General features: G+C 31.0%; 17 protein-coding genes and 3 pseudogenes. 8 read left to right on the top strand and 12 right to left on the bottom strand.

Going from position 1 to position 21816, the window contains the following annotated elements:
• Nucleotides 1-216: 216 nt before the first annotated feature.
• The 11 genes and pseudogenes from ACZZZT_RS08735 to ACZZZT_RS08685 all read right to left on the bottom strand — a co-directional run.
• Nucleotides 217-381: pseudogene (locus ACZZZT_RS08735) on the bottom strand (DapH/DapD/GlmU-related protein); the annotation flags it as partial.
• Between the two features lie 323 nt (nt 382-704).
• Nucleotides 705-1496, bottom strand: coding sequence for a glycosyltransferase (locus ACZZZT_RS08730; RefSeq protein WP_463460072.1), 792 nt, complete (start codon nt 1494-1496; stop codon nt 705-707).
• A 38-nt stretch (nt 1497-1534) separates the two neighbouring features.
• Nucleotides 1535-1807: a hypothetical protein gene (locus ACZZZT_RS08725; RefSeq protein ID WP_463460071.1), complete on the bottom strand. Its 273-nt coding sequence runs from the start codon at nt 1805-1807 to the stop codon at nt 1535-1537.
• Nucleotides 1808-1876: 69 nt separating this feature from the next.
• Complete coding sequence (locus ACZZZT_RS08720) at nt 1877-3082, bottom strand: hypothetical protein (protein ID WP_463460070.1); 1206 nt, start codon at nt 3080-3082, stop codon at nt 1877-1879.
• A gap of 88 nt (nt 3083-3170) precedes the next feature.
• Nucleotides 3171-5023: pseudogene (locus ACZZZT_RS08715) on the bottom strand (glycosyltransferase).
• A 335-nt stretch (nt 5024-5358) separates the two neighbouring features.
• On the bottom strand, nt 5359-5934 hold the full coding sequence (locus ACZZZT_RS08710) for an acyltransferase family protein (RefSeq protein ID WP_463460069.1): 576 nt from the start codon (nt 5932-5934) through the stop codon (nt 5359-5361).
• A 166-nt stretch (nt 5935-6100) separates the two neighbouring features.
• Nucleotides 6101-7009 (bottom strand): polysaccharide pyruvyl transferase family protein, encoded by a 909-nt coding sequence (locus ACZZZT_RS08705; protein WP_463460068.1) that lies wholly within the window; start codon nt 7007-7009, stop codon nt 6101-6103.
• Between the two features lie 74 nt (nt 7010-7083).
• On the bottom strand, nt 7084-8592 hold the full coding sequence (locus tag ACZZZT_RS08700; protein ID WP_463460067.1) for an oligosaccharide flippase family protein: 1509 nt from the start codon (nt 8590-8592) through the stop codon (nt 7084-7086).
• A gap of 57 nt (nt 8593-8649) precedes the next feature.
• A pseudogene (gene gmd, locus ACZZZT_RS08695) lies at nt 8650-9761 on the bottom strand (GDP-mannose 4,6-dehydratase).
• A 40-nt stretch (nt 9762-9801) separates the two neighbouring features.
• On the bottom strand, nt 9802-10752 hold the full coding sequence (locus tag ACZZZT_RS08690; protein ID WP_463460066.1) for a GDP-L-fucose synthase family protein: 951 nt from the start codon (nt 10750-10752) through the stop codon (nt 9802-9804).
• 16 nt (nt 10753-10768) lie between these two features.
• Nucleotides 10769-11194, bottom strand: a complete 426-nt coding sequence (locus tag ACZZZT_RS08685; protein WP_042565194.1) for an adenylyltransferase/cytidyltransferase family protein — start codon at nt 11192-11194, stop codon at nt 10769-10771.
• A 417-nt stretch (nt 11195-11611) separates the two neighbouring features.
• On the opposite strand from ACZZZT_RS08685, the gene ACZZZT_RS08680 reads away from it, so the two are divergent.
• The 4 genes from ACZZZT_RS08680 to ACZZZT_RS08665 all read left to right on the top strand — a co-directional run bounded on the left by ACZZZT_RS08680 (nt 11612) and on the right by ACZZZT_RS08665 (nt 15428).
• Complete coding sequence (locus tag ACZZZT_RS08680) at nt 11612-11908, top strand: hypothetical protein (RefSeq protein ID WP_463460065.1); 297 nt, start codon at nt 11612-11614, stop codon at nt 11906-11908.
• A 260-nt stretch (nt 11909-12168) separates the two neighbouring features.
• Nucleotides 12169-12576: a hypothetical protein gene (locus tag ACZZZT_RS08675; protein ID WP_463460064.1), complete on the top strand. Its 408-nt coding sequence runs from the start codon at nt 12169-12171 to the stop codon at nt 12574-12576.
• Between the two features lie 93 nt (nt 12577-12669).
• A complete protein-coding gene (locus ACZZZT_RS08670; RefSeq protein ID WP_042565192.1) occupies nt 12670-14532 on the top strand; it encodes an ABC-F family ATP-binding cassette domain-containing protein in 1863 nt (620 codons plus the stop codon).
• 104 nt (nt 14533-14636) lie between these two features.
• Complete coding sequence (locus ACZZZT_RS08665) at nt 14637-15428, top strand: O-methyltransferase (RefSeq protein ID WP_463460063.1); 792 nt, start codon at nt 14637-14639, stop codon at nt 15426-15428.
• 55 nt (nt 15429-15483) lie between these two features.
• Here the strand turns inward: ACZZZT_RS08665 and ACZZZT_RS08660 are convergent, their stop codons facing one another.
• Nucleotides 15484-16140 carry a DUF6565 domain-containing protein gene (locus tag ACZZZT_RS08660; protein WP_042565190.1) on the bottom strand — a complete coding sequence of 219 codons (657 nt, stop codon included), beginning with the start codon at nt 16138-16140 and terminating at the stop codon, nt 15484-15486.
• A 312-nt stretch (nt 16141-16452) separates the two neighbouring features.
• Between ACZZZT_RS08660 and ACZZZT_RS08655 the strand changes: the two genes are divergently transcribed.
• From ACZZZT_RS08655 to secA, 4 genes are all read left to right on the top strand, one after another.
• Nucleotides 16453-17139, top strand: a complete 687-nt coding sequence (locus tag ACZZZT_RS08655) for an ABC transporter ATP-binding protein (protein WP_463460062.1) — start codon at nt 16453-16455, stop codon at nt 17137-17139.
• A 77-nt stretch (nt 17140-17216) separates the two neighbouring features.
• Nucleotides 17217-17786, top strand: a complete 570-nt coding sequence (locus tag ACZZZT_RS08650) for a cob(I)yrinic acid a,c-diamide adenosyltransferase (RefSeq protein ID WP_463460061.1) — start codon at nt 17217-17219, stop codon at nt 17784-17786.
• Between the two features lie 263 nt (nt 17787-18049).
• Nucleotides 18050-18271, top strand: coding sequence for a DUF2795 domain-containing protein (locus ACZZZT_RS08645; RefSeq protein ID WP_007138072.1), 222 nt, complete (start codon nt 18050-18052; stop codon nt 18269-18271).
• Between the two features lie 88 nt (nt 18272-18359).
• A complete protein-coding gene (gene secA / locus ACZZZT_RS08640) occupies nt 18360-21704 on the top strand; it encodes a preprotein translocase subunit SecA (protein WP_463460060.1) in 3345 nt (1114 codons plus the stop codon).
• The last annotated feature ends 112 nt before the right edge of the window (nt 21705-21816 follow it).

The raw sequence follows: 21816 nt of genomic DNA, 5'->3' as shown, positions 1-21816 counted from the left end.
AACTATTTCTCTTGAATTATGATTAAACTACAATTTGATTAAAAATTCATCACTCTAAAACAAAAAACGTTTTCATTATTTAGTAATTTGGTTAGATAATTTTTCAAAGAGAGTTTAAAGCATGATCGGGTTTATTAGCACATAAATCAGAATCTGTAAAATTAATTTGATTGATTTTTTTGAAAGAAATTTACTGTGTATCAATCTTTCTTCATCATTTTCAAATCTATATTTAATAAATTTAGCTGGAACACCACCTACAATAGCGTACGGTTCAATGTTTTTTGTTACAACGGAGCCTGCGGCAACAATAGCTCCATCGCCGATAGTAATTCCTGTTAATATAATAGAACTTGAACCTACCCAAACATCTTTACCAATTACAGTTTTTTCCAAAACGCCTCTTTCACAAAAAATAATTGGTATTCCAGGATGATTAAAAGTATGATCCCCTCCTAATATCTTAACATCGCCGGCAATCATTGAATATTCCCCTAAAGTAACATTTGGATATATTATACTTCTATTTCCTACGTAAGAATATGCTCCTGCTTTAAAATTTTTCCCGATATAACATTTTTTTCCTACATAAAATGTAGAATGTACGTCAGTTAAATTAAATTTAAACCTTATGTAGTACATCCGAAATGCTTTATATTTTTCTTTAAAAAACTATACAACTTCATTGTTTAATACTTTAGTTATTAATTTTTTTGTACAATCGGATTATACTTTTCATCAATAACGTTAATACAATAATTACTTATTTCTACCTTTTCTGTATGGGTTTTATTTAGCCACTTATGTAATACTAAAACTAAGTCATCAATATTATCTTTTTCAAAAAAATCTCCTGTAACTCCCTTTTCTACTGATTCAAATTCAGGCATTTGCTGTGAATAATCTGAATGAGTAATTACTGGTGTTCCATAAACCATAGAATGCATGGCTGTGAGTCCAACATTTCCTGGTGCTAAGCAAACATCAGCATTGAAATATAATTCCCCCATTTTGGACTCTTCGTAACATGAGCCAAAAAACCAATTAAAATTATCCAGATTATAATCATTAACAATTTCTTTAAGTTTAACTATTTCTGGACCATCGCCAACAAAAATTACATTAAAAAAAACATTTCTATCATGTAATACTTTTTGAGATTCAAGTATTAATTCTAATCTTTTAACTTTATTCAATCTTCCTGAAAAAATAACTACAGGGAAATCATTATTAAAATGGTTTCTATAGACATCCGATTTATCTAATTTATTCCTTACTTCAACTTGTTTATTATAATCCAATGAATTATATATAACATGCATTTTTTTAGGATCTATACCTTTAGAAATCATTTGCTTTTTAGCATAATTGCCATATAATAATATATCATCTGACAACATCCATAATGTTTTGTAAACAAGCAGTTTTAAACCATTTATTTCTTTTGTAATACCATGAGTCCAAATAAGAACTCTTTTTCCTGAAAATTTACACAAAATAATCGCAGTCCAAGTAGATAAAAAATATGGATTTCCTAAAAAATAAATGTTTTGTTATCTCTTTTCAAAATATATTTTAGCAGTCCTTTTTGATATAGAAACAAATTTCTGAATAGCCAAATGTTTTTTACCTTATGAAAATTGATTTTATTATTATGAAGATCATTTTCTAATGCTATTTTAATTCTTGCATCAGTTTCAAAACCTGTAACAATTTTAAGATCAAACTCATTTGATTTAGCTAATTCTTTAAAAATAGGCACACGATAGTGGGCTATATAATGATAAACTATTATTAGATTTTTCATTCAATTAATGTAGTGATATTTTACTTTTCTATTTAAAATTATATTAACCCTAAAAACTTGATAATGTATCTATGTTATTATATACTTCTTCTCTTTTAAATTCAATGTAAAAACTAAAAATACAACAGGAATGTGCTTCATATAAAGATATGGATTACCTGAACTAATAGATGCCATTATATTGTATATACATAGTAGAAAAGCAAAAAGTGTAAGAATATTGTTTATTTTGAAATAATTTTTGATTGGAAAAACCAATATTAGCAATACATACATAATAAAACCAAATATGCCCATATCCAGATAAGATTGTAAAAGAGGGTTATCAAGCCATCGGGTCATATAGCCTCCTCCGAAGATGTAATTAAAAAAGTCAAAATTATTATCTATGTAATTATAGGCCCACTCCCTGCTTCTATATCTTGCAATCGCAGAACCGGAAGTGTCTCTAATATCTGTATTTCCTAAGATATTAAGCACTCCACTATAGAAATCATATGCAAATTTATCGATGATTTTTTGTAAGGCTTCAATATTAATATAAGCAACCACAAAACCAACAATTATCAATAATAGAATCTTAAAATATTTAAGAACTAAGGCTTTATTTACAGAACCAGTTCGATATAAATACAATATTGCTATGATTATAGCAACGAATACCGGTGTTCTTTTTGTAGACATAAACAGAACGTAAATATCTAATGCAAATACAAGCAATAATAAAATCTTAACAAATTTATTTTTGAAACGCAAACATAAAATACTAGTGTAATTAATTATTGCACCATTAGCTATTGTAAAGGCTTCAAGGGCATAATCTTGTTGATCTTGTCTTAATTGCCAAGCTTCATCACCAGTTACAAGACCTTTCCAAATAAAATACGCCCCAAAAAATGTGCACAATGCTGAAACGTAAAAAGTAAACAATATAATTTTGTCATATGACACATCGTTTTTATTACTGGCTAGCGCAAATACTAGAAAAATAATATAACCATGAAAGCTTATATATTGGAAAGTTAATTTATCGGAAGGTAAGCCATAAATAAGCATTAGTAATTGGAAGGCAATTAGAATCGTAAACCATTTATTATACGATGGTAACTTTCCTAAAAATAAATTCTTATATGATATTATAAGGATCACAGATAGAAACATAAATATCGGTGACCATTTAACAAAAGGAAATAAATAATTAAAATACATGCCTAATGGCACTCCAATAAGAGACAATGCAATACCTAGATAGGTGAAATTTTCTGCTTTTATCATTAAGGATTAATTCAATAATAGAAAAAACACGTTCAATATTAGGTTAAATTTCGAACCGTTAATTTTGATGCTATTAGTTTTACCTCGTCTAGTTACAACCATCGTACATATTTTTCAATTTAAAATAGATACTCTTTGCAGAAAAATTTAAAAGCATATACTGATAAAGTTTTTCATCATTATTTTCCTTAAGAAGTTTAACAATTTTCTCACCGATATCATCAATATTATATGGGTTTAAGATTTCTACTGTTTTAATATTTGGATAATATTCTACTGGTCCCTTAAGGTTAGTCATTGCAATATTACATCCGTAAACAGCAGCATCCATAGCAACTATCCCCACTCCTTCATTTGTACTTGGAAGCGCAAAAACTTTTGCCTTTGAGTATATTTTTTTAATTCTTCATTAGACACAAACCCTAAAACCTTTATATTCGTTGCATTACCGATGGCTTGTTGAATTTTTAAGAATTCCGTATCACTACCTTTATTGCCTGCAAGAACAAGTTTAAAGTTATATTTTTTTGCAGCCTCAACTAATCTAATTACATTTTTTCTATCCTGATAAAGAGAACTTAAATGAAAACAAAAATTTTCTTTTCTTTCTAAAATACTTTGAATATTTTCTGGCGCTTCTACACCATAAGATAGCGGTATGTTAAAAACTTTTTTCGAATCGATTCCAAAAGATTCTTTATAAAATTTAGCTTCATGTTCGCTTCTGGCACATACTCCTTTTACTAAATGTAGCGCTTTACGCAATGCATAATTATTACTGTATAATCTTAATTTTTCAAAACCATTAAAGGTTGCCCATTTATAAATAGAATATGGCTTAGTAGAATCTATAATTGGCGATATAAATATATTTGGATTTTTAAATGATAATGTTTTAACAAAAGTATGTATAGCAGTATCATAACCATAAATATGAATTGCATCAAATGATTTCCAATCATAATGCTCCCATCCGTTTATTAAAATACATTCATCACCAAATTCATTCAAAATGTTACAAGCCGATAATGCCTGGCTTCTTACACCATTTGATCTACCAGATATTACACCAAACTGGTATAAAATAAAAGCAATTTTTCTTTTCCCCATATTAAAAAATATTTTTTTAAGTAAGAGATCAACAATCTGATCGGCTCCGTAAATCGTCATGTGATCATCATCAAACATGTAGGGTACTTTGTTTACGGGATCATAATGCTTAATTTTATTGTCTAAAAAAATATTAATATAGTTTTCCGGCGGAACGAGTTTTTTTAAATCATTGTTTAATATCACTGATTCTTGATTTACATATGATTTCCCAAGTTTCCCTTCTAAATTAAATGCAATAACTCTTGGATAATCAATATTGTACTCTTCTCCCTGCCCCATGACGAGAACTTTTTTTATTCCCATTTTTTTCAACTCATTAATTGTAGCATTAACATCATTAACTAATTCTTCATTAGAAGTATATCCCGCTGAATTAGGGTAATTCATCCAATTACATGAAAGTAAGATCACATCAATATTGCTTTTATGTTCTACAATAAATTTATTAAATATGCTTTTAAATTGTCGAGATGCTCTTTTCTCTCCTTTTGCATTAATCAACGGGAAACTGCCAACAACTGTATGTTCCATAAAGTTAAATTTTGTACTATCTAACTTTTTTCTAAAAGAGAGTGAAAATTGCCCGGCATGACTATCGCCCAACAATAAAATATTTTTCTTTTTTACGTTTATACATAAACATTTTTTATAATCTACTTTACTAACATTATGACATACACCAGAATGAAATTGTTTTCTCCTGTTTTCATCATAATGATCTTTATATTCTGAAAGTAACACTGCGTCTTTAGAAAACAAGTATTTATTTGGAGTTGCAAAAATTCCAATTAAAGAAATAAGAATAACAAATGAAGAGCCTATAATCATCTTTTTCAAAGAGATAAGTTTAGACCTTTTTTCAATAAACTCATAAGATATGCTAGCCAATGGCAAAGAAATAATTATCAACAATGCTGTTACCTCAACACCTTTATAATCAAAGTATCTTGCTATAACACATATAGGCCAATGCCACAAATACCAAGAGTAAGAAATATTTCCTATATACTGTATAGTTGAATTTTTATAAAAATTATATTCCTTATTTAAAGCAATCACCAGAAAAGTTCCAATTACGGGTAAAAGTGTTAACGAGGAAGGCCAGGAGTAAGTTTCATTTAAACAAATGATACTAATCGCAATAACGATAATACTCAGACCAATCAATATATTTTTAAAAAATCTGATATTTTGTTTTCAAAAAAATCTTTGTATAAAAATGCCATCCCGCCAAACATCATTTCCCAGGCTCTATGAGTAAATGAAAAAAAGCTGATTTTGCTATAAGAGGATGGCAAAAAATTATTAAAAACAATTACCAAAAGAAAAGAAAAGAAAGTAATAGCTAGAAATATGGCGTTAAATTCCTTTTTTCTCTTAAGATAAAACTTTTTTAATAGTACTAAAAAAAGTGGATAAATTATGTAAAACTGCCATTCTACAGAAAGTGACCAAGTATGTAATAATATGTTGGTTTGTGAAGAGGCATCAAAATAATCTGAATTAAATAAGTAATAATAATTTGATAAAAATAAACCTGAAAAAAATGTATATACAGAGACCTGCTTTAAATCGACAGGAAAATAAATAAAAAATGTTATTATTAAAACACAAAGCATCATTACTGCTAGTGCAGGAACAATTCTTTCAAAACGTCTTATATAAAAATCTTTAATAGAGAAAAAATCTCTGTCAAAACCCTTTAAAATTATACTGGTCATAAGAAAACCACTTATCACAAAAAAATATCAACCCCAATAAAACCACCCTGAAAAAACGGTATTTTATAATGAAAAAAACAACTATAAAAACGGCTAATGCCCGTAGGAATCCAATATCATATCTAAATCTCATTTACTTATTTCTTTACTTTATTTAATCAATTTTATAGAATCGTTTTATCAATTAAAGCTGATTAGCAAATTTTGGCAATACACTAAATGGAGCTACAGCAATAAGTTTGTCCTGAATAATTTTTAAATCCATATTAATATTAGCCTTGTCAAGATTTCTCTGAACATTCTCTATTTCACTATCTACATCAAACGAATCACTCTCTTTTAAAGGAAATGGTGCATATTCATCAATATCAACAGAAGAAAAATAATCCAAGAATTTAATATTTTCACCATGCCATTTTATTTTAGGATATTCATACCACAAAGCCGGAATTTTATAGGCATGTGCCACAATAACACCATGAAGTGATGAAGAAATAATAGTTTCACAGCTGGCAAAATCATCAATTATAGATTCGACATCACCAATTAAGTTAATTACTTTTATGCCGAATTTATCTTCAAAATGAGCAAAATGCTCAAATTGCGTATGGTGAGGAACCAATCCTAATTTATATTTTTTTGTCAAAGTCACCGGATATACTAACGGCAAAAGTAAAGCCGGATCACCAAAAACTTCAGGATAATTATATCCCAATTCTTTTAATCTGTTCTGAGTATATTTACCTCTAACAGCTAGAAATGTTCCATTGTCAACTTTTTCATTTGCAAATAAAATACCACTTCCCCAAACTATTCGTTTCCCACTTCCCCAGCCAATTATACTACCAACAGATATGATATACTTCCCATTTAGGAATAGTGTCTTTAAAACAGATTTAAATATATTTATACTGTGATATTTATAAAAAACTGCTTTTATATAAGCAAGGATTAACTTAATTGAGCTTCTTGGTATAGGTACTTGATAAACTTCTTTGTCTGAGAGTTTTTGTATGATATACGGCCCTAACTCATCTCCAAAGTTTCCGAATTTTCCTTTTTTATTAAACCAATATAGATAAATTTTACTCATTTTCTCTTTTAATATATTTAAGTATTACAACAATTTTATTTTTTCTTTAAGCTAATATTATAAGCTTCATCTTCTCAAAAAAGTTTTTTTAATGGGCCTCCAAATAGATCTTTCTCAAATTTATTCATACTAAATATCCAGAAAAGTGGTATATAAGCAATGCTAAAAAGTACTATTCCTAATAACAAATCCATGATTGTATTTATAATAAAAAATGTAGATAAATAATATACGGACGCGCCTAAAATTAAAGGAACAATAGACATTTTAGCAATCTCTTTCCAAAAGTAAGGGATATCAATTTTTTGTTTTTTATAATAATAAATGTTCATTATTACAATTTGCCCTAAAAACAAACCTGATGAAATTCCTATTCCCACACCTATTCCACCATATTTTTTCGCAAGTAAAAATTGCAATCCAAGGCTACAAAAAGCAATCCAGATATAAAGTAATGATCTAAATTTCATTTGGTTTCGAGCTTGCAGAATAGTAATCCCTATTGTTTGTATTAATGGAACTGTCAAGGGAATAAAAAACAATAATGCTATTATATAGGCCTCAACATAGCTTTTACCAGCCCACAGAACAACAAATTGTTGCCCGAAAATAATAAAACCCACCAAAACAAATGAAATAATAATAAATTGAATTCTTCCGGTCTTTATAAACAAATCTGAAATGGTTTTTTCAGATTGTCCTTCGGTAATCATTTTTGTGATTTTAGGTAAAAACACATTTGCAATTGAAGCTGAAAAGCTCATATACATATTTTGTAGTGAAATAGCGATTGAAAAGACAGCAATGGCAGCTGTACCAACATACATACCCAATATAAATTGCCCTGTGCCCCAATAAATACGATCCATAATCATACTTAAGAAGATATAAAATGAATACAATGCAACCTCTTTTAAGAAACTCCAATCAACTTTCTTATAGTATATTTTTATTTTTATTTTATACCTACAATAGAAATAATTAATCAACAACGTCACTAAATTAAAAATGGTCGTGACAACTACAATAGCGATTGCCTTATAACCAATTTTTAACAATAGGATCATAACACCTGTGTTGAGTATTATTCGAACAATCTGGATAATTCTTTGAAAAATAAAGTCTTCATAAGCAGTAATAATAGCACCAAAAATGCTTAATGGAAACGTAAAAGCTATATTAAATACCATTAGAAGCATCATAATCTTAGCCTTGCCCAGTTCCTCAATCGTCATTGTTTTACCAAACATAGAATCTACATTATAGTACAAACACAATCCTGCAATGAAAGCAATTACTCCAATAATCGAATATAGAATTATAAACATTCCAAACATGGAAAATTGCTCATCTAATTTGTCCTGAGCTCTAAATTTAGAAGTATACCTGATAATTGCATTTCCAAACCCAAAATCAAGTATCGTTAAATACGCTATAACGGAGGCTACTAAAGAATACAAACCATATTCACTTTGCCCCATCATACGTAGCATAAATGGGGTATATGCAAGCCCTACTATATTATTTAGTATTAGTACAACATAAGATAGTAATGCACCAACCTTTAATTGATTTACTGCCATAGATAAATACCGATGATTAAAACAACTCCTAAATAAAATACTTTTTCGGTAATTTGACTACTCAAAATAATTTAACGTTCTGTAGCCTCCATCTTTCAAATATTGATCCTTCTGCATTAGCTTCAAATCACTTTGCATCATATCCTGTACAAGACTTTGTAAATCATATTTACACTCCCAGCCTAGTTTGGTTTTTGCTTTTGTAGGATCTCCAATTAATAAATCAACTTCTGTAGGTCTAAAATATTTAGGGTCAACAGCAAGTACTTCCTTGCCTATCTCTATTTGAAATTCAGGATTATTACATGCTTTTACATATCCTTTTTCCTCTGCTCCTTCTCCTTTAAATTCAAGTTCTACACCTACTTCAGCAAAACTCATACGTACAAAATCTCTTACTGCTGTAGTTTTACCTGTTGCAATTACCCAATCTTCTGGTTCATCAGCCTGCAAAATCATCCACATCATGCGAACATAATCCTTAGCATGTCCCCAATCTCGTTTTGCATCTAAATTTCCAAGATATAATTTATCCTGTAACCCTAATGCAATTCTGGCTGTAGCTCTTGTAATTTTTCTCGTAACAAAAGTTTCTCCACGAATTGGAGATTCATGATTAAACAGAATACCATTACAAGCATACATACCATAAGCCTCACGATAATTTACTGTAATCCAAAAAGCATACATTTTTGCTACTGCATAAGGCGAACGTGGGTAAAAAGGTGTTTTTTCAGATTGAGGTACTTCCTGAACTTTTCCGTATAGTTCAGATGTTGAAGCTTGATAAATACGAACCTTTTTTCCATACCTAATAAACGAACAGCATCTAAAATTCGTAACGTTCCTAATCCGTCAGCATTTCCAGTATATTCAGGTGTTTCAAAAGAAACGGCTACGTGGCTCATTGCTGCCAAATTATAAATTTCATCTGGTTGAATTTCCTTGATCAAACGAATTAAATTCGTACTATCAGTCATATCTCCATAGTGCAAATAAAAATTGCGGTGGTCTACATGTGGATCCTGATATAAATGATCAATACGATCAGTATTAAATAATGAAGAACGTCTTTTTAGTCCATGAACTTTATATCCTTTTTTTAATAAAAACTCACTTAAATAAGCGCCGTCTTGGCCTGTTACTCCTGTAATAAATGCTACTTTCATATTTTTTCTATATCAAACGATTTTAGATCTATTTAATCTATTATAATTTTACCTGTTTAAAATTTTCCGTGTTTTCTAAAAACCAGTTGTATGTCTTTTGAATTCCATCTTTTAAATCAACCTGATGTTTCCATCCCAATTCATGCATTTTAGAAACATCCATTAATTTTCTTGGTGTCCCGTCTGGTTTGGTAGAATCCCAAATAATTTCTCCTTTGTGACCTGTAATTTCCTGAATTATCTCGGCTAATTCCTTAATTGTCAAATCTTCGCCTGTCCCAACATTATATAAATAATCCGGTAATTTATTTTCTAAGGCAAAAACTACTGCCTTGGCCATATCGTCTACAAATAAAAATTCACGCATTGGTAAACCACTTCCCCAAAGGGTTACCGGTGCGTGATTATTTTCTTTTGCTTCATGAAATTTCCTTATCATGGCAGGCAAAACGTGAGAAGTGTTTAAATCAAAGTTATCATATGTTCCATATAAATTTGTGGGCATAAGACTTACATAATCCTTCCCGAATTGATTTCTAATAGCCTGGCATGTTTTTACGCCTGTAATTTTCGCAATAGCGTACCACTCATTTGTTGGCTCAAGAGTATCTGTAAGCAGGTACTCTTCCTTTAATGGTTGTGGAGCTAATTTTGGATAAATACAAGAACTGCCCAGAAAAATAAATTTATCAACGTCATTTTGTAATGCAGAGTCAATTAAATTATTCTGAATTTGCATATTCTCCATAATAAATTGATATGGAAAATCATTGTTTGCTAAAATTCCGCCAACACGTGCCGCCGCATCAATAATAACTTCAGGATTTTCTTTTTTAATGAAATCGCGAACTGCTTGTTGATTTCTAAGATCTAATTCTTTACTCGAAGCACCAATTAAATTACTAAATCCATTTTCTGATAAAGTTCTCCAGATGGCACTTCCGACCATACCTTTATGACCTGCAATATAAATTTTCGTGTTTTTATTCATTCGTCTATTTCAAAAATTATTTAGCGATTGATAATTCTCTAAAAGCCACTTCCTTTCGCAAGCCACTACTAGAAAAACGATGATCGCGTACATTATAAAATAATTCAATCCCTTTTTCTTCGCAATAAGTACGTCCGGTAAAATCCTTTTCTTTGTACTCATCACCTAAAATTCTGACATCAATTTTAAAGGATGTTAAGATGTCATTTAAATCTTGTTCGGTTGCGTAGGGAACTATTTCATCTACAAATTTACAACCTTTTAGCTGTATATATCTCTCAACAACTGTTTGTGTTGGACGATTCTTTTCCGGGCGATCCAACGTTGGATCCGTCTGCAAACCTACAATCAAATAGTCACATTGCTGTTTAGCTTCTTCCAGCATTTTAATGTGTCCGGCATGCAATAAATCAAAAGCACTAAAGGTGATTCCTACTTTCATAATTTTACATTTTTTTAGTTAATAGAATTTTAATTACCATAACCTGTTTGTACAGCTTCGCTATTCCAACTCACATTTTTTATCATGAGTTAGAAATTGTAAGAAGACACAAAAAACAAAGACAATCTTTAAATAATAGATGTCAATTTACTAAAAATCAAATAAATAATTCAATTCTAAGACTAATATACGCATTATTTTCTTGCAAAAATAATACATCAAAATTGCCATAAAAAATCAAAATGAAGGAAATGCCTTATTTTGATATAATTAAAACGTAATATTTTTATTTATCATAATTTTACCTAAAAAAAATACACTATAAATAAAAAACATCGTATTCTTACAAACTGAAAAAAATAAAAAAATTATAATTATTTTACATTTATATTTAAAATAAAAAGTAGAAACCTAGTAATGAAAACATTAACATTCTATTTATTTTTGATTTTTACATCGACAAACGGTCAAATTATCGGATGTATGGACTCTTTTTCCAAGAATTACAATCCCATGGCTGTAGAAAATGACGGAAGTTGTTTGTATAAAAGCCTAAAAATACGATCTCAATACTCTATTAAACTAAGCGATTCGATAAGGGAAACATCAGGAATAATTGCTTTCGATAATTTATTATGGACACATAATGATGACCATGACAAAACGATTTACGGATTAGATTCTTTAGGAAAAATTCAAAAAAAGTTGTTTTAGACAAAGTTGTAAATCATGACTGGGAAGAAATATCACAAGACAGCTCATATCTATATATTGGTGATTTTGGTAATAATTATTCCGGAAACCGAACTGATTTACATATTCTAAAAATAGAAAAAAAATCATTTTTAGAAGAAACTCCAATTATCGAAACTATTTCATTTAGGTATTCAGACCAAAGTGATTTCAGTTTAAAAAAACATAACACAACAAATTTTGATTGTGAAGCTTTTATCGTTTCAAAAGACAGCATTTACTTGTTTACCAAACAATGGGAATCTACAAAAACCAGTATTTATGTTTTACCAAAACAATCAGGAAATTATATTGCACAATTCAAAGACAGTCTCGATATTAAAGGATTAGTGACCGGAGCCACGTATATAGAAGACAAAAAATTGATTGCGCTTTGCGGATATTCAAAAATGGGAAAATCTTTTTTATACTTATTATATGATTTTAAAAATCATGATTTTCTATCCGGTAATAAGAGAAAAATTGAACTTCAACTTTCTTTTCATCAAATCGAAGGAATTACCACAAAAGATGGTTTACATTATTACTTAACAAATGAATCTTTGATTCGAAAACCTGTTCTAAATACGCCGCAGCAAATTCATTATTTTGACTTAAGTCCAATATTGAATTCCTATCTCCATAAATAATTCGCAAATCGAGATATAATAACTTACTTTTGCAAAAAAGTTCCGTTTTGTAAAACATTCAGAACTTATAATTTATAACTCATATTTTACAAAGTGAATTACTTATCTGTCGAAAATATCTCGAAGTCTTTTGGTGAAAGAACCTTATTTGACAACATCTCATTTGGTATTAATAAAGACCAAAAAATAGCTTTTATTGCCAAAAATGGTTCTGGAAAAACAACTATTATGAGTATTATTAATGGTTTGGACGAACCAGATACAGGACAAGTTGTTTTGAGAAAAGGAATTAGAATGGCATTTCTTTCTCAAGATAATAATTTACAAGAAGAACTGACGATCGAAGAAAGCATTTTTGCTTCAGATAATGAAACTTTGAAAATAATTGAAGCTTACGAAAAAGCGCTTGAAAACCCAGACGACGAAGAAGCATATCAGAAAGCTTTTGACGGAATGGATCAGCATAATGCATGGGATTTTGAAACGCAATACAAGCAAATTCTATTCAAACTAAAACTGGAAGATTTTAAACTTAAAGTAAAAAATCTTTCGGGTGGACAAAAGAAACGTCTTTCATTGGCGATTATCTTAATTAATCGTCCGGATTTATTGATTCTGGATGAGCCAACCAACCACTTAGATCTTGAAATGATCGAATGGCTTGAAAGTTATTTTGCAAAAGAAAACATTACGTTGTTTATGGTTACACACGACCGTTTCTTTTTAGAGCGTGTTTGTAATGAAATCATTGAATTGGATAATGGAAAACTTTATCAATATAAAGGAAATTACTCTTATTATTTAGAGAAAAAAGAAGAACGAATTGCTTCTGAAAATGCAAGTGTTGACAAAGCTAAAAACTTATTTGTAAAAGAATTAGAATGGATGCGTCGCCAACCAAAAGCGAGAACGACAAAATCAAAATCGCGTCAGGATGATTTTTATTTAATTAAAGAAAAAGCACAAAGTCGTCGTCTTGAAAATAAAGTCGAACTTGAAATTAATATGGAACGTATGGGAAGCAAGATTATCGAGCTTCACAAAATTTCAAAAAAATTCAAAGATCACGTTATTCTGGATAATTTTAGTTTCGATTTTCAGCGTGGAGAACGTATCGGAATTATCGGTAAAAATGGAACCGGAAAATCTACTTTTTTAAATCTTCTTACCGGAACAATCCCTCTTGACAGCGGAAGAGTTGTAAAAGGCGAAACTATAAAAGTGGGCTATTATACGCAAAGCGGAATCAACCCGAAACCAAATCAGCGTGTAATTGATATTATTAAAGAATACGGAGAATTTATTCCGCTTGCAAAAGGCAGAATGATTTCGGCTTCACAATTGTTGGAGCGTTTTCTTTTTGATGCTAAAAAACAATACGATTTTGTCGAAAAATTAAGTGGAGGAGAATTAAAACGTTTGTATTTGTGTACGGTTTTAATTCAGAATCCAAACTTTTTAATTCTTGATGAGCCTACAAACGATTTGGATATTGTAACGCTAAACGTTCTGGAGAGTTTTCTTTTAGATTATCCGGGCTGTTTATTAGTGGTTTCCCACGACCGTTATTTTATGGATAAAATTGTAGATCATTTATTTGTTTTTAGAGGCAATGGCGAAATTGAAAGTTTTCCAGGAAACTATTCTGATTTTAGAGCTTATGAAGATAGTGCTGATGTTGCTCAAAAAGAAGAAAACAAAGCTGAAAAGAAAGATTGGAAACAAAATAATCCAACAGGAAATTTAACTTTCAACGAACAAAAAGAATATCAAAAACTGGAAAGAGAAATTAAAGATTTAGAAATCGAAAAAACTAAAATCGAACAATTATTCTCTGATGGTAAGGTAGCTGACGCCGATATCGAGAAAAAAGCAAACGAATTACAAAATATCATTAATAAAATAGATCAGAAAGAAGAACGCTGGTTTGAATTATCAGCTAAAATTGAGGGATAAGATTATTCCACAGAGATGCACAAAGAAAAACACAGAGTTACACTAAACTTTATTTTTTCTTTGTGAATCTTCTCTTTTCTTTATGAATCTTTGTGAAATAGATCATGTTGCACATCATAAAATCATACTTAAAATTTCTTTGGCATTCTAAAAACGAACATGCCGTTCATTCGCCATTTGTATTTAATTTATTGACGAAATGTTTTTATGATAAAAAGTCAAAACCAGAATATTCTATTTTAAAAAACTACAGAAAATCTCTTCTTCGAAATAAAAATCTCATAGAAGTTACAGATTTTGGTGCTGGTTCAAGAGTTTTTAAATCGAATAAAAGACAGATTTCAAAAATTGCATCAACTGCCGGAATTTCTTCAAAACGAGCAGAATTATTATTCCGCGTAACTCGTTATTTTGAGCCTAAAAATATTCTCGAAATCGGAACTTCATTAGGATTAGCAACTTCTGCCCTCGCATTAGGTTATCCAAAGGCCAAACTTATTACACTTGAAGGTTGTCCGGAAACTGCAAATGTTGCTAAAAATCAATTAACTGAATTTGATTGTAAAAATGTTGAAAACGTAGTTACAGAATTTGAAAGCTATTTTGAAGATCTGCAAGTGAGACTGAAAACTGAGACTGAGAATTTCAATTTAATATACTTCGACGGTAATCATTCTAAAAAAGCAACTTTAGCCTACTTTGAACTTTTATTACCAACAATAGACAATGATTCTGTTTGGATATTTGATGACATTCACTGGTCGGCAGAAATGGAAGAAGCCTGGGAAATCATAAAAAACCATCCAAAAGTAATTGTAACCATTGATACTTTTCAGTGGGGATTTGTTTTCTTTAGAAGGGAACAGGAAAAAGAGCATTTTACAATTAGGGCATAAAAAAATGGCAACCATTTCTGATTGCCATTTTTCAAATCGAATTTAAACTAATAACCTATTTTTTAGCTGCTGCTGTTTCTTCAGATTTGGCTCCCATTCTGTTAACAGTATACATTGGGGCAAATTTTATTTTTAAACCGGCAATTTTTCTGTTATCTTCAGATGAAAGTCCTTCTTTTTCAACGGTATTTTTACGGCTGTCAAGCGCTTCATACATCAATTTAATTTCATCCCAGTCTTCACGAGAATAACTGTCTTTATTGTCTTCTACAGTATGTACAAATTGTTGATATACACTATGAATATTTTGAGCATTTACCCAGGCAAAACTCATATCATCACCAATTTTTCCTTCACCAAACAACGCATTACGTAATTGTTGTTTTGCACTTACAGGAGGTGCGAGAGTTGCTGCCATTCCAGTTTTGAATTCTTCATATTTCATTTTGCTGGCATTTATTCTTTCGGTCTCAGCTGCATTATCTTTAATATCTGCAAGAGCCAATTGTGCATTTTCTGCTCTTCTGTTGTATTCAGCCTCAACATCTTTCCAATCGGCTTTTAAATCATCTGCCGCCACATTCTTTACTGAATCTACATATGTTACATATGAGTCGATTGTTTTTTTAGCCTGTTCCTGTTTTTCATCTTTACATGACGCAAAACCTAGTGCAATTAATGCAATTCCTGATACAATTTGTATATTTTTCATAATTTTGATTTTAAAAGTTATTACAACAAATATAGTTAAATATTCGAATTATTATACATAATTACTAAAAAATTAATACTTAAAATAAAAATAATTTAATATAAAATGAAAAATATGATAATTATATAAAAACAATCTAAAATCATATAACAACATTTTCTTGTATTGGTTTATACTTTTTAATAAATAATAATTAAGTAAGCTTATTAGTCATTTTACCAATTTTAATCTTGTAACAAAAATCAATTAAACACTACTTATTATATTATTGAAAAGTGTTTTGTACTTTTAAATCCAAAATTGTAAAACGAAATGGCAAATCCATTAATTAAAATAACAAACATTAAACGAAATTTTGTACTTGGTAATGAAATTGTTTATGTTTTGAAAGGAATTAATTTAGAGATTAATAAAGGAGAATATGTAGCTTTAATGGGACCATCAGGATCCGGAAAATCAACCTTAATGAATTTATTAGGTTGTTTGGACACTCCAACTTCGGGACATTATGTTTTGAACGGAAAAGATGTAAGCAAAATGAAAGATGATGAATTGGCCGGAATTCGAAATAAAGAAATTGGATTTGTATTTCAGACTTTCAATCTTTTACCAAGAACTACAGCTTTAGATAATGTTGCTTTGCCAATGATATACGCCGGACATTCAAAATCAGAACGTACTGTACGGGCTGAAGAAGTTTTGAAACAGGTAAATCTAGCTGACAGGATGGATCATCAGCCTAATCAACTTTCTGGAGGACAACGTCAGCGTGTTGCCATTGCCCGCGCTTTGGTCAACAAACCTTCTATTATATTAGCCGATGAGCCAACCGGAAACCTAGACAGTAAAACTTCTGTAGAAATCATGAAACTTTTTGGAGACATTCATGCACAGGGAAACACCGTAATTCTGGTAACGCACGAAGAAGATATTGCTGCTTATGCACACCGCGTAATCCGTTTACGTGATGGCTTAATTGAAAGCGACACAACAAGGTAATTTTAGATTGTAGATTTTAGATTTCAGATTGAATGCTGTAATCTAAAATCTAAAATCAGAAATCTAAAATCAAAAAAATGAAAGTATATACAAAAACAGGAGATAAAGGAACAACGGCTCTTTTTGGAGGCACTCGTGTTCCTAAAGATCATATCAGAATTGATAGTTATGGAACCGTTGATGAATTAAACTCTTATATAGGTCTCATTCGTGATCAGGAAATCGATTCGCATTATAAAACTATTTTAATCGAAATCCAGGATCGACTTTTTACGGTTGGCGCTATTTTGGCAACTCCACAAGAAAAAGAGGTTTTAAAGAATGGAGAACTTCGATTAAAAAACCTTGGAATAATTGATACTGATATTGAATTATTAGAAAATGAAATTGACAAAATGGAAGAAAGTCTTCCTCAAATGACTCATTTTGTTTTACCGGGTGGACATCCAACCGTGTCACATTGTCATATAGCACGCTGCATATGCCGTCGTGCAGAGCGTTTGGCAGTTCATTTAAGCCATAATGAACACGTTCCTGAAATCGCAATCATGTACTTAAACCGACTTTCTGACTACCTTTTTGTCTTGGCACGGAAGTTGTCGTTTGACTTAAAAGCGGATGAAGTAAAGTGGATACCTAGAAAATAAATTTTCTTAAAATTCCAATTTTTGAAATCCCAAATTCCAATTAAAAGAAATTAAAATTCTTTTAATTTTAAGATCACAAATTACAGTTCCAAATATTGGAATTTGGAATTTAAATACTGAGATTTCAAGAATATTTTTGGAATTTGGAGTTTAAATATTGGAATTTAACAAGAGACGTTCTTAAATTTTACTAAAATAAATCAAAATTTACTTGTCTTTTTCAGTAAAAAATTTATTTTTGCACAAACTAAACAAGATAACAGATGTATTGGACATTAGAATTAGCATCTTATTTAAGTGATGCGCCATGGCCTGCTAACAAAGACGAACTTATTGACTACGCTATTAGAGCTGGTGCTCCGTTAGAAGTAGTAGAGAATCTTCAATCTATCGAGGACGAAGGTGAGATATACGAATCAATGGAAGAAATTTGGCCTGATTATCCAACAGACGAAGATTATCTTTGGAATGAGGATGAATATTAAAAAATAAACCAAAGGAAAAAGTCTCATCACAGAGGCTTTTTTTTGGTTCTAAATACAACATTTACATATAATAGAAATACAATAAATCATGAGTTTCATAAACAGTATTATAAAAGTCTTTGTAGGTGATAAATCACAGAAAGATGTCAAAGCTTTACAACCTTATTTAAACAAAATTAAAACATTCGAAACTAGTTTAATGAGTTTGTCTCACGACGAATTAAGAGCCAGAACCGCATATTTTAAGGAAAAGATAAAAGAAGCCAGAGCTGATAAAGATGCTAAAATTGCTTCGCTTAAAGCAGAAGTAGAAAACATCGAAGACATCGATAAGAGAGAAGATCTTTATGATGCAATAGATGCTCTTGAAAAAGAAGCTTATGAAATTTCAGAAAAAACTTTATTGGAAATTCTTCCTGAAGCATTTTCTGTTGTTAAAGAAACGGCGCGTCGTTTTAAAGACAATTCTTTTATCGAAGTTACTGCAACTGCAAAAGACCGCGAACTTTCGGCTACTAAAACATACATCACTATTGAGGGTGACAAAGCAACATGGGCTAATAAATGGAATGCTGCCGGTAAAGAAATTACCTGGGACATGATTCATTATGATGTTCAGTTAATTGGTGGTATGGTCTTACACGAAGGTAAAGTTGCCGAAATGCAAACAGGTGAAGGTAAAACTTTGGTTGCTACACTTCCGTTATATTTAAATGCTTTAACCGGAAACGGAGTTCACTTAGTAACTGTGAATGATTATTTGGCAAAACGTGATAGTACATGGAAAGCACCTTTATTCGAATTTCATGGTTTAACTGTTGATTGTATCGATAATCACCAGCCAAGTACAGAACAAAGAAAAAAAGCATACGACGCCGATATCACTTACGGAACCAACAACGAATTTGGTTTTGACTACTTAAGAGATAACATGGCACATTCGCCAAGCGATCTTGTACAAAGAAAACATAACTACGCAATTGTCGATGAGGTCGATTCTGTATTGATTGATGATGCAAGAACGCCACTTATTATTTCAGGACCGGTACCGCAGGGAGATCGTCATGAGTTTAATGAACTGAAACCAAAAATCGAAAACTTAGTTGCACAACAACGTCAGTTAGCAAATGGTTTCTTAGCTGAAGCTAAAAAATTAATCAAAGAAGGAAACACTAAAGAAGGTGGATTCTTATTATTGAGAGCTTACAGAAGTTTACCTAAAAATAAAGCATTAATTAAATTTTTGAGTGAAGAAGGAATCAAACAATTGCTTCAAAAAACCGAAAACCAATACATGCAGGATAACAATCGCGAAATGCACAAAGTAGATGAAGCTTTGTATTTTGTAATTGAAGAAAAAAACAATCAGGTAGAATTGACTGATAATGGTATTCAATACCTTTCTGGAGATACTGATGCTGACTTTTTCGTACTTCCGGATATTGGAACTGAAATTGCTGCTATTGAAAAACAAAAATTAGATAAAGACGCGGAAGCGGAAGCAAGAGAAAGATTATTCCAGGATTTTGGAGTAAAAAGCGAGCGTATTCATACTCTTACTCAACTTTTAAAAGCATACGCTCTTTTTGAAAAAGATGTAGAATATGTAATCATGGACAACAAAATCATGATTGTCGATGAGCAAACAGGTCGTATCATGGATGGTCGTCGTTATTCTGACGGTTTACATCAGGCTATTGAGGCTAAAGAAAATGTAAAAATCGAAGCTGCTACACAAACTTTTGCAACTGTTACATTACAGAATTATTTCAGAATGTACAGCAAATTGGGTGGTATGACTGGTACAGCCGTTACAGAAGCTGGCGAGTTGTGGCAGATTTATAAATTGGATGTTGTTGAAATTCCAACCAACCGTCCGATGTCAAGACAAGACAAAGAAGATTATATCTACAAAACGACACGTGAAAAATTCAACGCTGTAATTGAAGATGTAACTGAATTATCAAACGCAGGAAGACCAGTTTTAATTGGTACAACTTCTGTAGAGATTTCAGAGTTATTAAGCCGTATGTTGAAAATGAGAGGCGTTACCCATAACGTTTTGAATGCTAAAATGCACAAACAAGAGGCACAAATCGTTGAAGAAGCTGGTAAAGCCGGTGTTGTAACTATTGCTACAAACATGGCTGGTCGTGGTACCGATATTAAATTATCTCCAGAAGTAAAAGCTGCCGGAGGTTTAGCAATCGTGGGTACAGAACGTCATGATTCTCGTCGTGTTGACAGACAGTTACGTGGTCGCGCAGGACGTCAGGGAGATCCGGGAAGTTCTCAATTTTACGTTTCTCTTGAAGACAACTTAATGCGTTTATTTGGTTCTGAAAGAGTGGCAAAAGTAATGGATAGAATGGGATTACAGGAAGGTGAAGTTATTCAGCATTCTATGATGACCAAATCTATTGAGCGTGCTCAGAAAAAAGTAGAAGAAAATAACTTTGGTGTTCGTAAACGTTTATTAGAATATGATGACGTTATGAACTCTCAACGTGAAGTAGTTTATAAACGTCGTCGTCATGCATTGTTTGGTGAGCGTTTAAAACTGGATATTGCCAATATGCTTTATGATACTTGCGAATTAATCGTAAGCAACAATAAAGCAGCAAACGATTTTAAAACTTTTGATTTTGATTTGATTCGTTATTTCGGAATCACTTCTCCAATTTCTGAAACTGATTTTACGAAATTATCAGATGTCGAAATTACAGGAAAAGTATACAAAGAAGCTCTGGCTTTTTACACCGAAAAAACAGAAAGAAGCGCAAGAGAAGCTTTCCCTATCATTAGAGGAGTTTACGAAGAGCCAAACAATCATTTTGAGCGTATTGTAGTTCCATTTACTGACGGAATCAAAACTTTGAATGTCGTAACTGACTTGAAAAAAGCTTACGAAAGCGAAGGTGCTCAGTTAATTGCTGATTTCGAGAAAAACATCACTCTTTCTATTGTTGATGAGGCCTGGAAAAAACATTTACGCAAAATGGATGAATTGAAACAATCTGTTCAGTTAGCCGTTCACGAACAAAAAGATCCGTTGCTTATTTACAAATTAGAAGCTTTCAATTTGTTTAGAGGAATGTTGGACAACGTTAACAAAGAAGTAATTTCATTCTTGTTTAAAGGTGATTTACCAGCTCAAAACGTTACTTCAGAAATTCACGAAGCAAGAGAAGTTCGTCAAAAAGAAAATTTCAAATTAAGTAAAGATGAAATTGTTAACAGCGAAGATATCAATCGTGAAGCTGGAGAAACACAACAACGTCAGGTTACAGAAACGATTGTTAGAGATATGCCAAAAATCAACCGTAATGATACTGTAACAGTTCAGGAAGTTGCTACAGGCAAAACTGAAGAAATGAAATTTAAAAAAGCAGAATCTTTAATCGCTTCTGGCGAATGGGTTCTTGTGAAATAATATTTACATCTTAAATAGAAAATCCGCAACTACTTTGTAATTGCGGATTTTTTTTGCTAAAAATCTAATATTTATTCTTTCTAAATTGAATAAAGAGTACTTTTGCAATCGT

Source organism: Flavobacterium sp. AC274, assembly GCF_979258275.1.
This window is presented reverse-complemented; position numbering and strand designations above follow the sequence as displayed.